Source organism: Daejeonella sp. (genome assembly GCF_030684675.1).
Classification (GTDB): Bacteria; Bacteroidota; Bacteroidia; order Sphingobacteriales; family Sphingobacteriaceae; genus Daejeonella.
Window position 1 is genome coordinate 100,080 of record NZ_JAUXXZ010000009.1, and the last position, 13,041, is coordinate 113,120.

General features: G+C 40.3%; 16 protein-coding genes. All 16 read left to right on the forward strand.

Annotated features, from left to right (window positions below; genetic code table 11):
* Positions 1-4: 4 nt before the first annotated feature.
* The 16 genes from Q8M41_RS01515 (at position 5) to Q8M41_RS01590 (ending at position 12,963) form a co-directional block, all read left to right on the forward strand.
* A complete protein-coding gene (locus Q8M41_RS01515) occupies positions 5-235 on the forward strand; it encodes a hypothetical protein (RefSeq protein WP_305363468.1) in 231 nt (76 codons plus the stop codon).
* A 293-nt stretch (positions 236-528) separates the two neighbouring features.
* Positions 529-909 (forward strand): glycine cleavage system protein GcvH, encoded by a 381-nt coding sequence (gcvH, locus tag Q8M41_RS01520; protein WP_305363469.1) that lies wholly within the window; start codon positions 529-531, stop codon positions 907-909.
* Positions 909-1,310 carry a VanZ family protein gene (locus Q8M41_RS01525; RefSeq protein ID WP_305363470.1) on the forward strand — a complete coding sequence of 134 codons (402 nt, stop codon included), beginning with the start codon at positions 909-911 and terminating at the stop codon, positions 1,308-1,310. The genes gcvH and Q8M41_RS01525 overlap by 1 nt, the downstream gene beginning before the upstream one ends.
* Before the next feature lie 202 nt (positions 1,311-1,512).
* Positions 1,513-1,728 carry a ferrous iron transport protein A gene (locus Q8M41_RS01530; protein WP_305363524.1) on the forward strand — a complete coding sequence of 72 codons (216 nt, stop codon included), beginning with the start codon at positions 1,513-1,515 and terminating at the stop codon, positions 1,726-1,728.
* Positions 1,729-1,735: 7 nt separating this feature from the next.
* The gene (gene feoB, locus Q8M41_RS01535) at positions 1,736-3,850 is read left to right on the forward strand and encodes a ferrous iron transport protein B (RefSeq protein ID WP_305363471.1); all 2,115 of its coding nucleotides are present in this window, start codon (positions 1,736-1,738) and stop codon (positions 3,848-3,850) included.
* Positions 3,851-3,852: 2 nt separating this feature from the next.
* Positions 3,853-4,470, forward strand: a complete 618-nt coding sequence (locus Q8M41_RS01540; RefSeq protein WP_305363472.1) for a SprT-like domain-containing protein — start codon at positions 3,853-3,855, stop codon at positions 4,468-4,470.
* Between the two features lie 323 nt (positions 4,471-4,793).
* The gene (locus Q8M41_RS01545; RefSeq protein ID WP_305363473.1) at positions 4,794-5,249 is read left to right on the forward strand and encodes a hypothetical protein; all 456 of its coding nucleotides are present in this window, start codon (positions 4,794-4,796) and stop codon (positions 5,247-5,249) included.
* A 260-nt stretch (positions 5,250-5,509) separates the two neighbouring features.
* Positions 5,510-5,971, forward strand: a complete 462-nt coding sequence (locus tag Q8M41_RS01550; RefSeq protein WP_305363474.1) for a mobile mystery protein A — start codon at positions 5,510-5,512, stop codon at positions 5,969-5,971.
* Entirely contained in the window at positions 5,962-6,558 is a 597-nt protein-coding gene (locus Q8M41_RS01555) for a mobile mystery protein B (RefSeq protein WP_305363475.1), read from the forward strand. The genes Q8M41_RS01550 and Q8M41_RS01555 overlap by 10 nt, the downstream gene beginning before the upstream one ends.
* A 379-nt stretch (positions 6,559-6,937) precedes the next feature.
* Positions 6,938-7,510: a gluconate 2-dehydrogenase subunit 3 family protein gene (locus Q8M41_RS01560; RefSeq protein WP_305363476.1), complete on the forward strand. Its 573-nt coding sequence runs from the start codon at positions 6,938-6,940 to the stop codon at positions 7,508-7,510.
* 31 nt (positions 7,511-7,541) lie between these two features.
* Complete coding sequence (locus tag Q8M41_RS01565; protein ID WP_305363477.1) at positions 7,542-9,245, forward strand: GMC oxidoreductase; 1,704 nt, start codon at positions 7,542-7,544, stop codon at positions 9,243-9,245.
* Positions 9,246-9,402: 157 nt separating this feature from the next.
* A complete protein-coding gene (locus Q8M41_RS01570; RefSeq protein WP_305363478.1) occupies positions 9,403-9,585 on the forward strand; it encodes a GxxExxY protein in 183 nt (60 codons plus the stop codon).
* Positions 9,586-9,740: 155 nt separating this feature from the next.
* Entirely contained in the window at positions 9,741-10,826 is a 1,086-nt protein-coding gene (locus Q8M41_RS01575; protein ID WP_305363479.1) for a Gfo/Idh/MocA family protein, read from the forward strand.
* 56 nt (positions 10,827-10,882) lie between these two features.
* The gene (locus Q8M41_RS01580; protein WP_305363480.1) at positions 10,883-11,890 is read left to right on the forward strand and encodes a 3-hydroxyacyl-CoA dehydrogenase family protein; all 1,008 of its coding nucleotides are present in this window, start codon (positions 10,883-10,885) and stop codon (positions 11,888-11,890) included.
* Between the two features lies 1 nt (position 11,891).
* Complete coding sequence (locus Q8M41_RS01585; RefSeq protein WP_305363481.1) at positions 11,892-12,533, forward strand: carbohydrate-binding family 9-like protein; 642 nt, start codon at positions 11,892-11,894, stop codon at positions 12,531-12,533.
* Positions 12,534-12,564: 31 nt separating this feature from the next.
* Positions 12,565-12,963: a RidA family protein gene (locus Q8M41_RS01590; protein ID WP_305363482.1), complete on the forward strand. Its 399-nt coding sequence runs from the start codon at positions 12,565-12,567 to the stop codon at positions 12,961-12,963.
* Positions 12,964-13,041 lie beyond the last annotated feature (78 nt).

The window sequence follows — 13,041 nt, forward strand, 5'->3', positions numbered from 1 at the left end:
TTCTATGGGAAATAAATACATGCGTCGCGGCCTTTGGTTGATCCTGATCGGAATTGCATTTAACTTCCTTGGATATTACCTGATGGAAGGGGATGAATTCAAATATGGTTGGGCAATGGTCATCGGAACAGTTGCATTTGGCCTTGGTTTTTTGCTGGTGATCTATAGTTTAATCCGCAAAATGGACAGGAGTGCCTTGATTAAAGGACGTTCTGAGACAGAAACAGAAGAATAGGTTTGTTTAGGTCTGCTTGCTAGCGCACGCGTGTGCTTCTTTATTTAATTCCTGGAACCCCCCTTCCCAATTCGTCATTCTGATAAATGCTGGAACTCCTCTCCCAATTCGTTATTATAGTAAAAGGGAACCTCCCAATCCTTAAATAATGAAATTGAGCACAGGAGTGCCCTTCTCTTAGTTCACATAATTTATGAGAATAGCACACCCAGCATCCAACAAAGGATTCAATAAAGAATTGCAAGTCTGCAATTCTTAGAGTATTTTTGAAAAAAAACTAAAATCAAAATACAATGAATTTTCCTGCAGAATTAAAATACACTAAAGATCACGAATGGGTACGCGTTGAAGGTAATCATGCTTATGTTGGTATTACTGAATTTGCACAGCACGAACTGGGCGATATCGTGTATGTCGATATTAATACTCTGGGAAAAGAAGTAGCTCGTGAAGATGTATTTGGAACGGTGGAGGCTGTAAAAACAGTTTCAGATCTGTTCATGCCACTAACAGGCAGAATTCTTGAAATCAATAAAAAACTGGATGCAAAGCCTGAACTGGTTAACAGTGATCCTTATGGAGACGGTTGGATGGTTAAGATCGAGTTGACAGAAACTGCCCAGGTTGAAGAATTATTGTCAGCCGGAGATTACAAAACACAGATAGGGGTTTAATGTTCAAATCCTTACGATACCAGTATCTTTCAATTCTTTGGGCCATTTTCGTGGTCATTCTCTGTGAGATGCCCCCAACTGATACTAGTAAGGTAGGCCTCACCTTCTTTGAAGGGTTTGATAAATTAGCCCATACAGGCTTTTTCTTCGTCCTAACAGTATTTTTATTTTATGGGAAAATCAGACAGCAGGCAAGTTATTCTTATCGCCCTCTGACTATCCTGAAAATTCTGGGAATTACATTGTTTTTAGGTGCCGGTATTGAAATCCTGCAACTCGAGGTTTTCACTTACCGTTCTGCCGAATGGTGGGATTTATTTGCAGATATGACCGGAGTTGGAATGGGAATCTTTAGCTATATTTTTTTACATAGAGTTCGTTTCAATGAAAAATTGCTTTAAAATTGCCTTTCTGCTGGTTTTCTTAAGTCTGAGTTCCTGCAGTGTATTTAAGAAGGGGTGTAACTGTCCAAAATTCTACCGGGCTCCTGCTTCTGCCGGAATTCCTCTTCAACCCTGATTTCTAATTATTTTGTAAAATCAATTTTCTTATTTGGAATTAATTCAAATAAGCATTATTTTTGGTTCAGAATTAAACAGGGATATGAAGCTTTCACAATTAATACCGGGGCAAACAGGGATTATCAAAGAATTTACTGATCTTGAGATGTCTGTTAAGTTGATGGAAATGGGGTGTTTACCGGGTGAATCTATCGTTGTTGAGCGTTTAGCTCCACTAGGTGATCCTATGGCCATCAGGGTTTCAGGTTATCAGTTAACACTGAGAAAAAAGGAAGCTTCGACCATTATCATGCAATAATCACCAGGTGAACGGCGATTTAAAAATTGCATTAGTTGGAAACCCTAATTCCGGAAAATCTACACTATTTAATGTTCTAACTGGTTTAAACCAAAAGATCGGTAATTTCCCGGGAGTAACTGTCGAGAAGAAGACAGGATATTGTAAATTCCCCGACCAGCGAACTGCTCAAATCACAGATCTTCCCGGTACCTACAGTTTTTATCCCAAAAGCAGGGATGAGCGTATTGTGCTTGATGCACTTAGCGATAAAAGCGGGCCTGACTTTCCCGATTTGATCATTTTTGTTGCTGATGCATCCAATCTTAAAAGAAATTTACTGCTTTTCTCTCAGATCGCAGATCTGAATATTCCTATCATTATCGCCCTGAATATGATGGATCTGGCTGCACGCTCAGGGATTGAAATTTCTGTCGATGAGCTGGCGCTGAAGCTTGGAGTTCAGGTTATTCCTGTTTCTGCCCGGAAGCAGGAGGGGATTGACCGTCTGAAGCAGGCTATACTGAATAATAGTTCTATTCCTCTTCAGTTGCCTTCCATTGAGGTTGAAAGCATAGCACCCGAGCTGATTAAAGCGATTCAGGATGAACTGAAGATTGATAAGCCTTATACCGCATTGCAGATCGCTCATCAATACGAAGACCTGGCCTTTCTATCCGAAATGGAGAAACAGAAGGTCACCGGACTCAATAAGGAATTTAACTTTCATTCGCAAAAAGCACAAGCAACCGAGACTATTGCCCGGTATAATTTCATCAACGATGTGCTTTTCGACACTGTGAAAATTCATTCTGATCCCAAACAGGAGACAATGAGTAACCGGATCGATAAGGTTCTTACCCATCAGATATTTGGTTTCGTTATTTTTTTCGCGATACTTTTCATGATATTTCAGGCCATATTCTCCTGGTCTGAATATCCAATGTCACTGATTGAGGGCCTGTTCATTTGGTTAACGGAAGTAAGCCTGCAGATCCTGCCTCCGGGAGTATTTACCGATCTGCTTGTGAATGGGGTACTTGCCGGATTAAGTGGGGTTGTAATTTTTATTCCGCAGATTGCTATTTTATTTGCTTGTATCTCCGTTCTGGAGGATACCGGATACATGTCGAGGGTTACTTTCATGATGGATAAGATCATGCGCAAAGTGGGCCTGAGTGGTAAATCTATCGTTCCATTGATCGGTGGATTTGCCTGCGCAGTTCCCTCGATCATGAGTTCCCGGAATATTGAGAGCTGGAAGGACCGGATGATTACTATCATGGTCACTCCATTGATAGCCTGCTCTGCACGTCTGCCGGTATATACCTTATTGATCTCACTGGTGGTACCTGATGAGAAGGTTTGGGGCTTTATTAATATGCAGGGACTGGCATTGATGTCATTGTATCTTCTGAGTATTGTGAGTGCAATTTTAGTCGCCTGGGTAATGAAGCACATGATCCGCGCACGCGAACGCGGATACTTCATCATGGAGCTTCCGGTTTATCGAATGCCGCGATGGAATAATGTGCTTTTGACCATGTATCGCAGTGTAAAGGCCTTCGTAATTGAAGCCGGGAAAGTCATTATTGCAGTATCCATTATTTTATGGGTGCTTTCATCTTACGGACCATCAGATCGCTTTGATAAAATTGATAGCAAGTATAACGAAGTTTCAATAAGAAAACAGCTTCCACCTGCAGAAATTGATCGTCTGATTGCTTCCGAAAAACTTGAGAACTCCTATGCTGGAATTTTAGGCAAATCTATTGAGCCGGTAATCCGGCCGCTGGGCTTTGACTGGAAGATAGGTATCGCATTGATTACTTCCTTTGCTGCACGTGAAGTATTTGTAGGTACAATGGCAACCATTTACAGCGTGGAAGGGGATGATTCCCACCTGGAATCTGTACGTCAGAAAATGGCTTCTGCACGGAATCCGGAAACGGGATTGCCTGTATTTACTACTGCCGTGGCCTTTTCACTGATGATGTTCTACGCTTTCTCAATGCAATGTATCAGCACCATCGCCGTGGTTTACCGTGAAACCAAGGGCTGGAGATGGCCTTTAATTCAAATTGTGTACATGACCACTTTGGCTTATCTTGCAAGTCTGTTTGTATACCAGCTTCTGAAATAAAATTGGATAAGATTACAGTTCTGAATAATTACCTGCCACCCGGTGCGGCGCCTGTTATCGCGCGCTGGATAGATTATTTTGAATGTGAGTTTAAGGTCTCCAGAAACCGAAGTACCAAGCATGGCGATTATCGCCACCCTTTTAAAAATGCCGGACACCGGATTTCGGTTAATTATAATCTCAATCCCTATGCCTTCCTGATTACATCAGTTCATGAATTTGCTCATTTGTTGACCTGGAATGAATACAAGCGGAAAGCAAAGCCCCATGGACAAGAATGGAAAAATAATTTTAAGCGAATGATGAAGCCCTTTTTTGAGCAATCCATCTTCCCGCCGGATATTAATCATGCCATACAAAATTATCTCGAAAACCCGGCCGCTTCCAGTTGCGTTGATCTCAAGCTTTACCGCGTTCTGAAGCAATACGACAGTAAACCGGACCACATTGTTTGCGTAGAAAAACTTCCGATGAAAACCCTGTTCTCATTACCTGATGGACGCGTGTTCAGAAAAGAAACTTTGGTCAGAAAACGCTATCGCTGCGTCGAAATTAAAACCGGTGCTGTGTATTTGTTTAACGCGCTTTCTGAAGTAACGGTTTTTGAGCCTAAGCTTTAAGCATAAAGGTCTACTGGATTCAAAATCACCTCATTTCAGTAGATTCAGATAATTCTTAGACATAATTTAACGTCAGTTCGACATATAAATATCTAACCACATAGATTGACTTAAATTATGCATTAAAGGAAACATAGATTGAAGCGAAGCTTCAAGGCTATCTGTGTCTAAAATGGAGGTTGGTAGCTATAAAATGCTATGTTTCTATGCGGTTTTTAAGTATTATGTCGAGTTCACATTAATTTAGATTTTGATCCGAAATGGAACCTGGCAGTTTTATTGCATTAGAATTTTGTTTAAAATATTTATCAAACATTATACTCATGAAAATATTTAATATTCTAATCCTCGCAGTTCTTTTGGCCTCATGTAATACTCAGGTTAAGGAAACAGAAACAAGCAGTTCAACTATTGCAAATAAGGATGAACCTTCATCTACAAATTGTTATTTGTATGCCGGTGCGGCTGATACGGTAAGTTTAAACCTAACCCATTTAGGAGACTCAGTTACTGGCTCTTTGATTTATAATTTTAAAGAAAAGGATAAAAATACCGGAACCATAAATGGAAGGATGAATGGAAATATTTTACTTGCAGAGTATACATTTCTTTCTGAAGGTGTTCAATCCTGCAGGCAGGTAGCTTTTAAGTTAGAGGGTGACAAGTTTATAGAAGGCTATGGAGAAAGTTATAGCCGAAATGATAGATTCTTTTTCAAATATCCGGACTCTCTGAACTTTGATAGTTCTTTTAAATTAAGAGAAACAGACTGTCAATAATCATCAGCCTTAACTACGTTTTGCCAGAGAGCCAGCAGTCGTGGGAACTTCATAGCAAAAGAATGATTCATGCTGTAATTCAATCATTAAGCGAATGAATCCGAGGTGTAATTGCTATAATTTAGTTAGAAAAGCCTCTTTAAATGGCAATCTTGTAAATTAGATCATTTACTTTTAATGTTTATGTGTATATAAAAATGTTTACTTAAATATAAAAATGTCAATATTTATATTTACTTTTATTAGACATTTCGATTATTATGAGAACAAAAGGGAAGTTATTGGTTGAGCAACTGGATAGAAAACTCAAACCATTTTCGGATACTGTCAATATAATAATACCTGATCGGGGCTGGATTAACACAATCAGAGTAACGCTGAATATGACATTAGAGCAATTGGGAAGCAAGCTTAAAATGACCAGACAGGGAGCAAAAAAAGTAGAAGAAAGTGAATCATCCGGGTCAATATCTTTAAGAGCGTTAAAGGAAATTGGAGAAGTTCTGGAAATGAAATTTGTTTATGGTTTTGTCCCTAAACATGGATCACTGCAAGACCTGATTAGTTACAAAGCAGAGTCTCTTGCTGAAAAAATTGTGCTAAGGACGAGTCAGAATATGAAGCTGGAGAACCAGGGGAATAATGATGAACAAATTAAACGGGCTATCATTGATTTGGCAGATGAATTGAAAAGGGAAATGAGTAAATCTTTATGGGATTAGAAATTGCTTATGAAGATGGTCAAACACCCCTCAGTGAAGAGGAGAAAGAGGGTCTGCTACTGAAAATGATTACTACTCATGCTGATTTAGATGAGCATGAGCAATTAAATATTGAAAAGGCTGTTGAGGGGACAATTAAAACCAAATTCAGAAAAGAGCAGATACTGACTGAAAAATTTATAAAAGTGCTCCATAAAAAGATGTTCGGTAATGTTTGGTCATGGGCAGGGGAGTTCAGAAGATCTGAAAGAAATTTGGGAGTAAAATGGATATTAATTGCCACAGAACTGAAAGCCTTACATGATGATACCAACTTTTGGATTGATAAAAATATCTATCCAAAGGGAGAGATAGCTATCCGGTTTAAACATCGTCTGGTTAATATCCATTGTTTTTCAAACGGAAATGGGAGACATTCCAGAATGATGGCGGATATTATAATGGAAAGCATATTTTTCGAAAATCCTTTTTCCTGGAGCCAATCCAAAATGAACAGGCCTGATCAGACCAGAAAAAATTATATCAATGCGTTAAAAGAAGCCGACAGGGGAAATATCCGGGATTTGCTGGATTTTGCAAGAAGCTAATAATTTGTGATTTTGCTTGTTTGATATTGTGCCAATTCTGAAAATTCCAAAAGTATAGGATGGCAAATTGGATTGCTTTTGCGAATAAAAGTATCAGTCATTTAATGAAATAAGGTTTATTTTTATTCGTGACAGGATATGCGTTTTCCTAAGCCCTGATGGTAAATATGACCACCCTTAAAATTGGATAAAATACAGATCATAGCTCTCAGTTTAAAGAAAATTACTTATTATAGTCAAATATTAGTGATTCGGGCATTTCTTGCCAGACTGAAGCCTGGTAAGCCGGAATTATCTAAAGTTTATATCATTTGTAACGACATGGATACCCGGCTAATTGTCCGGAATCAAACGAATAATAATTATTTAAAACAGATAGATGAATAGAAGAGAAGCAGTCAGGAGGGCTACCTTTTTATTGGGAGGAGCAATTACTTTTTCAGGCTTTGGAGCATTGGCCGATGTGCTGAGCCCGGTTTCGGGGAAAGGTATTGAATCAAAATCAATAGCTTCACAGGAAGCATTAATTGGAGAAATTGCCGACACCATTATTCCAGATACCAAAGGAGTACCTGGTGCCAAAGCTGCAGGCCTTGGCCCGTTTATAGTGATGATGATGCAGGATTGTTATACCGCAGACATTCAAAAGCATTTTGCGGATGGTTTAATGAGAGTAGATGAGGTTTCACAAAGCCAGTATAAGAAATCATTTACATCATTAACTCTTAAAGAACGCGAAGGGATATTTAAATTCTTTAAAGCTGAGGTTCAGGCACAGATCGCTGCCGGAACTACTCCTTCTCATTTTTTCCAGCTGATGTACGAACTTACCTGCCTCGGTTATTATACTTCTGAGATAGGAGCTACTCAGGCCTTGCGCTATGTCCATATTCCGGGCAAGTATGAAGCCTGTATTCCATTGCAGCCCGGACAGAAAGCATGGGCTACCTAATTATTGATTAACAGAATATTGAATAAGATACATGAATATTAATATAAAAGCAGAGAAGCAAAATACCTACGATGCAATAGTAGTTGGTTCGGGTATTAGCGGTGGTTGGGCAGCCAAAGAATTGACGGAGAAGGGATTAAAGGTCTTAATGCTGGAGCGCGGTCGGAATGTTGAGCATGTTAAGGATTATGATACGGCCTTAATGAAGCCATGGGAATTCAAACACAGAGGAAGAATCACTCCCGAGGAGCGTAGCCGCCATTTGGTACAAACCCGTGCCGGTCAGTACAGCGAGTTTAATGCAAAGTTTTGGGTAGATGATGTTGATTGTCCTTATACTGAAGTAAAACGATTTGACTGGTATCGTGGCTATCATGTAGGTGGAAGATCTCTTACCTGGGGACGTGGTTGTCTCCGTTTAAGTGAGATGGATTTTTCGGCCAATGCAAAGGATGGCTATGGCGTTGACTGGCCGGTACGTTATAAGGATATTTCACCATGGTATGATTATGTAGAGCGCTTTGCTGGTATCAGCGGACAAAAGGAGGGGCTTGCTCAATTGCCTGATGGAATTTTTCTACCTCCATTTGAAATGAACTGTGTCGAGAAAGCAGTGAAAGAGCGAATCGAAAAACATTATAACAAAGAGCGGATGATGACCGTTTACCGGATGGCCAACCTGACCGTTCCGCATAATGGCAGAGGTAGCTGTCAGAATAGAAATCTTTGTAGCAGGGGATGTCCTTTCGGTGCTTATTTCAGTACACAATCGGCGACTCTGCCCGCCGCAATGGCCACTGGTAACCTGACCCTTCGTCCGTATTCGATTGTAAGTGAGATTCTTTACGATAAAGAAACCAGGAAGGCAAAAGGAGTTATGGTGATTGATTCAGAGACCAATGAGCATATTGAGTATTCTGCAAAAATTATCTTTATGAACGCCTCAACTCTGGGTACTACACAAATCCTATTGAACTCAACTTCTGATACCTTCCCTGATGGGTTGGGTAATAGCAGCGGCCATCTTGGGCATAACCTGATGGATCATCACTTTCAGATTGGAGCATCAGGAAGGGCAGAAGGCTTTGATGATAAATATTACTATGGTCGTCGCCCGATTGGAATCTATATTCCGCGTTACCGCAACCTCGGTGATAAGCCGGAGCGGGATTATTTACGCGGTTTCCACTACGGAGGAGGTGCAAGCCGTACAGGATGGCAGCGTGCTATTCCAGAAATGGGTTTTGGACAAGACTTCAAGGAGGAAATGACAGAACCAGGTCCATGGACTATGGGACTGGGATCTTTCGGTGAACATTTACCGGAATTTAAAAACCGTGCTTTTCTTGACAGAACAAAGAAGGATAAATGGGGACTTCCATTGCTTGCAGTAGATTGTGAGTTTGGTGAGAACGAGCGGAAAATGAGAATTGATATGAGAAACGATGCGGCCGAGATTCTGGAGGCTGCCGGAATGAAAGATATTCAGTCGTTCGACAGACCGGCAATACCTGGAATGGCAATCCACGAAATGGGTACCGCACGCATGGGGCATGATCCCAAAACTTCAGTCCTGAACAAATGGAATCAGATGCATGATGTGAAGAATGTATTCGTTACGGATGGTGCTTTCATGACTTCAAACGCCTGTCAAAATCCGTCATTGACTTATATGGCTTTCACCGCAAGGGCTTGCGATCATGCGGTAGGTGAATTAAAGAAGGGGAATTTATAAAAAAAAACAATTATGTAAACTGTAAATCGGCAGGCAAGAATGATTTGTTTTTAACCACATAGATACATAGTTCTGCATTAGTGCAGAAATGTGAAAACTGTGTTTCTATGTTGTTACATTATTAAATACATCGAAGTATTTTCAGTATGATCAACAAATGATAACGCAAAGATATTTGGACGAATTGACTTATGTTGTTGTGGGTGCGGCCATTGAAGTGCATAAAATAATGGGAAGAGGCTTGCTTGAAAGCGTTTATCATCAATGTTTAAAAGAGGAATTAGCACTATATGAAACTGTTAAAATCTCCAAAAGGTATTTTAATAAACTTCAATTGTAATAATATCTTTAAAGAAGGACAAAAAACCTATGTAAACGAGTATTTTAATTTATTACCTAAAAATTAATCTCTATGTTTCTATGTGGTTAAAAAAATAACCTCACAGAAATTATAAAACCTATACGCTAACATCAATAAATTGAACGATATCTAATATGCAAAATCAAGTAAAACCAGTACGTGTCCTTGTTTTAGGTTGTGGAAACATGGGTGCTTCCCATGCCATGGCTTATCATACAAACCCGGGATTTGAGGTCGTTGGACTTGTATCCCGGGGGAAATCCAAGGAAATATTGAATGCCAGAATGGGGAATAAGTATCCATTATTTAACGATATGGATGAGGCGATGGAAGCTACAAAACCGGATGCGGTTTGTATCTCTACTTATCCGGATACTCATGAGAAGTATGCTGTTCAGGCTTTTGAGGCGGGCTGTCATGTCTTCATTGAAAAGCCGGTTGCCGATTCTGTGGAAGGTGCAGAACATGTAGTTGCAGCTGCGAAGAAAGCAAATAAAAAATTGGTGGTAGGTTATATCCTGCGCCATCATCCATCATGGGAGAAATTTATTGAACTGACCGGAGAATTGGGTAAACCACTGGTCATGAGGATGAATTTGAACCAGCAGAGTGATGGTGCAATGTGGACCCTGCATCGTAATTTGATGAGTACCCTTAGCCCTATCGTGGATTGCGGGGTTCATTATATTGATGTAATGTGTCAGATGACCCGTTCCAAACCGGTGCAGGTATATGCTATCGGAGCAAGATTGACTGAGGATATTCCTGCCGGTAATTATAATTATGGACAGCTCCAGATCCGTTTTGAGGATGGTTCGGTGGGATGGTATGAAGCAGGTTGGGGGCCAATGATCAGTGAAACGGCCTATTTTGTTAAAGATGTATTCGGTCCGAAAGGCTCTGTATCCATTGTAGCTAAAAATGCCGGTGGCGCAGGTAAATCCTCATCCATTGAATCACATTCCAAAACAGAATCAATACTTTTTCACCACGCAGATCTTGACAAGGATGAAATGTTCGCCAAAGAAGATCTCGTAATCAATCTGGAAGATGAGCCCGATCATCAGGAACTTTGTAATCGGGAGCAAAGATATTTCCTGAAATCAATCGTAGAAGACCTCGATCTGACCGCTCATGCTGAAGATGCAGTGAACAGTCTGAGGATAGCATTTGCCTGTGATGAATCAGTAAAAACCGGTAAAGTAGTTCCCTTAAGTTAATTAGTGGTATTCTATTGAGATTCATAGAATGATCAATAAATAGTTATAATAAGTGTATGTCAATCAAAACAAATGAAATTCCTGTAGGTGTTATCGGTCTGGGCCTTATGGGTTGCAGTATTACCACCTGCCTTCTGATGGCCGGACATCCTGTGGTGGCAATTGCACCGATCAGCATCGATATGACCACCGCCGAATCGCGTATCCGAAAACATTTTGTTAAGGCAAAAGAGGAGGGACTGGTCAGTGAAGATCCGGAGTTCTATTTTAAGAACCTGATTATTACTGAAGATTATAGAGCGCTGAATCCTTGCAAACTGGCTATCGAATGTACCCTTGAAAGTGAAGAGATTAAAAAGGTAGTTTATGGCAAGATTGAAGCCGTTATTGCTGAAGATGCATTGATGACCAGCAATACCTCGGCAATTCCGATCAGTATTTTGCAGAAGATGACCAAACACCCTGATCGTTTCTTCGGATTGCACTGGGCTGAGCCTTCGCATACCACCCGCTTTTTGGAGGTGATTTGCGGCGATCAAAGTGATATTGAAAAGGGAGAATACCTGTATGAGCTTTCTAATTACTGGAACAAGGAAGCGACTTTGGTTAGAAAGGACATCCGCGGGTTTATCGGCAATCGTTTAATGTATGCCATGTACCGTGAGGCTTTTTATCTGGTTGAAAACGGGTATGCAACTGTTGAAGACGTTGACAGGGCATGCCGCAATAATACCGGCTACTGGATGACGCTTGTAGGTGTATTCGGGTGGATGGACCTGACCGGAGTACCTGCCTATCATAATGTAATGAAGGATCTCAATCCGACCCTTTGTAATGATACCCGTGTGCCAAAGCTGATTGATGATATCGTGAAGGCTGGCGGAAAGGGAGTTGCAAATGGTCATGGTTTTTATAAGTACACACCCGAAGAATCGAAGTTGTGGGAAGAAACCTTTGCCGATTTCAATTATGAAATCAGGAATCTGGCGATGAAATATCCTTTTGATATCGTAAAAAGAAAGCTGGCTAAACTGAAAGAAGAAAAAGAAGCTAAGGATAGTTAATATGAAGACTCTTTCTGTTCCTTATATCCATGCAGATAACATTTATGCTGTAGACGAAATCTCGGCGAAGCTGGATCATGTTCATCAGGAACTAATTAAAATCACACCCTGGGCGGCATACCCCTACAAACCCGAGCTAGCTTTTGCAATAGCTTATAGCGATCAGGCTGTATTCCTTAAGTTTTACGTCGAAGAAAAACATATCCGGGCTGTTTATTCTGAACCCAATGATCCGGTTTATAAGGACAGTTGCGTAGAATTTTTCGTCTCTTTTGGGGATGAAAAGGAATACTATAATTTTGAGTTCAATTGTGCAGGCACCTGTCTGCTAAGCTTTGGGGAAAAAAGATCTAACCGTATTATGTCTGGTGATGAGCTGATCAAAACAATAAGCTCACGCAGTGCAATAAAGCCTGCCAATAGTAAAGATTCCAATATTGGTTGGGAGTTGACCATTTCAATCCCATTCAGCGCATTTCAGTACCATCAGTTCAAATCCCTGAAAGGGAAAAAATGCCGCGCGAACTTTTATAAATGCGGAGATGATCTTCCTGAACCACATTTTGTGGTCTGGAATGAGATAAAAACCGAAGAACCGGATTATCATCGGCCGGAATTTTTCGGTTCAGTAGAATTTAATTAACAAATTATTAAAAATATTAATCACAAAGAAAATGGAAAAAATAGAAATACAACACCCGGATAAGGCAGATAAAAGTTTTACTACCGGAGCATACTCATCAGGGGTTTTGGCGGCAGGCGACTGGCTGTTTGTAAGCGGACAGGCTGCAGTAGATTTTACAACAAGTACTTTCGTTTTGGGTACTATTGAGGAGGAAACTCATCTGACTATTCACAACGTTAAGCGTATTTGTGAAGCAGCAGGATTTACTCTCGATGATATAGTAAAATGTACGGTTCATTTGAGTGATATCAAAGATTTTGATCGTTACAATGCGGTTTATGCGACTTATTTTACAAAAGTTAAGCCGGCGCGTACAACTGTACAATCAGGTTTGGGCCATGGCATAAAAGTGGAGATTGATGCAATTGCATTTCGCCAGGGACGGTAATTTTAGTATTAACCACAATTCGATTGTTAATATAGGTTAACCACATAGACACATAGTCTTTTTGTTTAAATATGAGTG